The 2,373-nt window shown below is 61.8% G+C and carries 2 protein-coding genes; both read right to left on the bottom strand.

What is annotated here, in order from left to right; genetic code table 11:
- Positions 1-85: 85 nt before the first annotated feature.
- Positions 86-1,585, bottom strand: a complete 1,500-nt coding sequence (locus tag IP79_RS12785; protein ID WP_054119698.1) for a M48 family metalloprotease — start codon at positions 1,583-1,585, stop codon at positions 86-88.
- 8 nt (positions 1,586-1,593) lie between these two features.
- Positions 1,594-2,247 carry a LemA family protein gene (locus IP79_RS12780; RefSeq protein ID WP_054119697.1) on the bottom strand — a complete coding sequence of 218 codons (654 nt, stop codon included), beginning with the start codon at positions 2,245-2,247 and terminating at the stop codon, positions 1,594-1,596.
- Positions 2,248-2,373: the final 126 nt, after the last annotated feature.

Below are 2,373 nucleotides of genomic sequence, written 5' to 3'. Positions count from 1 at the left end.
ATGACAGGTCGTGGGTGGTTAGGCGAATGGCGGCTTTGTCGCCACCATTAACTGATCGGGTGGCTCTCCCTCAGCCCTGCGCCAATTAGTTCGCGAAGGTGGTGTCTAGCGTCCCGTCGGGGCGGCACCCCTCGACGTTACCGGCGCAAAAGGCCTCACCTGCCACTGCCCGGTCCGACATCTCGAAATAGGCACGCCCCGAAATCCTTTGAAGGAAATCCTCAGGCGAGTTGCTGATCGAGCCATAGAAAGCCGCCGCCACCACCAACGCCCCGACGAACCACAGTGTCATCTCGGGCGTTGCGCCGAGGATATTTCGTCCGTCATCGACGCGCCACCTCAGTTGCTCAAACATCTCACGCCGCCAAGACCGAAGGCCCTTTCGGTCAAACAGTTCGGCATAAAGGAGCCACAGCCCCGGCTCGCGCGGCACTTCGCGCGGGCGGCGATCAGCAAGTGCAAAGCCGTTTGCCACCGCACCGGCGCTGACAGCTGCGCTCGCTCCGGCATTGGCACTGGCACTTGCAAAGCCGGGTCGCAGTCCGCGTCGCCCGAAACCGCCCTGAGCGGCCAGAGGTGCCGTCGTGGCCCGGGCCATCACTGTGCGCGTGTCGCGGCGCGTGCGGCCGGGCATGAACAGCTCGGCTGCCACCCCTGCCATTGCATCGAGCCGCTCGCGCGCAGAGGGATGACTGCCGCCCTGCGCCACCGGATTGCCTGAAAACAGCAGCGCCTCGAAGCGCTCGGCGCCCTTGAAATAGCCCTCGCCTTCGCACTTGGTGATCGCTGATTGCAACGCTTCGGGGAAGTGCGTGATGCGCAAAGCTTCGGCATCGGCGACGAAATCGCGGGTTGCGCGCACACTGGAATCGGCCAGACGGGTCAACCGCCAAGCCAGCGCGGTCATGATGCCGCCCAGCCCGAGCACCACCAGAAAGATCGGCAAGGCGATCATCACAATCAGATGCCATTGCACCTTTTGGTGCACCTGTTTGTCGATCTTGAGCGGGTTATAGGTCTGCAGCCACGCCGCGGTCTGGAACAGTGCGTAATTGAGTGACAGGAAGGCTGCATCGCCAGCGCGGAAATGCGCAAGTTCATGCGCGATCACGGCGGCAATCTCGTCGTCGTCGAGCGCGTCCATCAGTCCGCGTGTAACGGCGATCATCCGCTGGGAACCGGTCGCGCCGACTGACAGAGCATTGCGGGCCGTCGTCTCGATCACGCCGAACTGCGGGCGGGCGAGACCCTGCAGAATCGCCTGTTCTTCGCCAATCCTTACAAGCCGCGGTTCCTGCTTCGGGGTAACTTCTTGAATGGACAGCGCCTCGGCCACCTCGCGGCGGAAACCGAAATACCGGGTCGCCAGAATGGTCAGCGTGAGCACAATGGCGAGCGGCAGGAAGGTCACCGCAAAGCCGAGCGGGTCGACTAACAGCGATCCCATCGCATTACCCAGAACCAGCGGCACAAGGCCCAGAACAAGCAGCGCGATGGGAACGAAGGTTAGGGCGTAAAGCCCGACAAAGATCAGCCCGCGCTGCCGGTTGTAGGCAACGTGAGCGGCAAAGCCACGCGCAGCCATGGCTCGCCTCAGCCGAAGGCGACGCGCTGCGGGGCGGCGATCTCAGCCCGCTGCTCGCCAAGATCGAAGCGGGCGTGCTTCGGCAGCCCCGACAAGTTGGCAATCTTGGACGCAACAAACCCGCCGCGTGCCCCATCATATTCGGCGACGGTCGAATTGTAGTAACGGCGCGACGCGGTGACCCGCTCCTCAATACGGGTAAGCTCGATCCGCAGTTCCGGAAACTGGTTCGAACTCGCCAGTTGCGGCATAGATCCGGCAACATTGATGAGCTGATTGATAGCATTGCCGACCTCGGTTTCGGCGTTCATGCGGTTGTGCCCGAAGGTTTCGAGCGCATTCTGTTGCGCTTCCAGCAGCCGGTCGAGCACCTTGATCTCGTGGCCGACATGCTCCTTGGTCACCGCTACCAGATTCGGGATCAGGGCATTGCGTTCGGCCAGCAGGGCATCGATATCGCCGAAGGCCGAGGCGCAGCGCGCTTCGAGCGTAGCCAGTTTACGACGTGTGCGCAGCACCGATGCCACAGCCACCAGAGCAACAGCCGCAATCAGCCACAGCCACCAGAAGTCGAGCAGGAAATTGGTCGATTCGACCGAACGATCGTAAATGCGCGTGTCTTCTGAGAAGCTCTGCGTGGTTTTTGAGATAGGCTCTTGCACTGCGGTTTCCCCTGACTTTTCAGGGTTGCAGTAAACGCCTCATCGCAAATAATCGGTTAATCGCTGCTTTGCACAGATCCAGCGGGTGACGCGTTGTGCAGCAGGCCATGTCGGCGAGCGGATTTT

Origin of the sequence: Porphyrobacter sp. AAP60 (assembly GCF_001296025.1) — a bacterium.
Classification (GTDB): Bacteria; Pseudomonadota; Alphaproteobacteria; order Sphingomonadales; family Sphingomonadaceae; genus Erythrobacter.
Note: the sequence above shows the minus strand (reverse complement) of the source record. Positions and strands in the feature narration are given on the sequence as shown.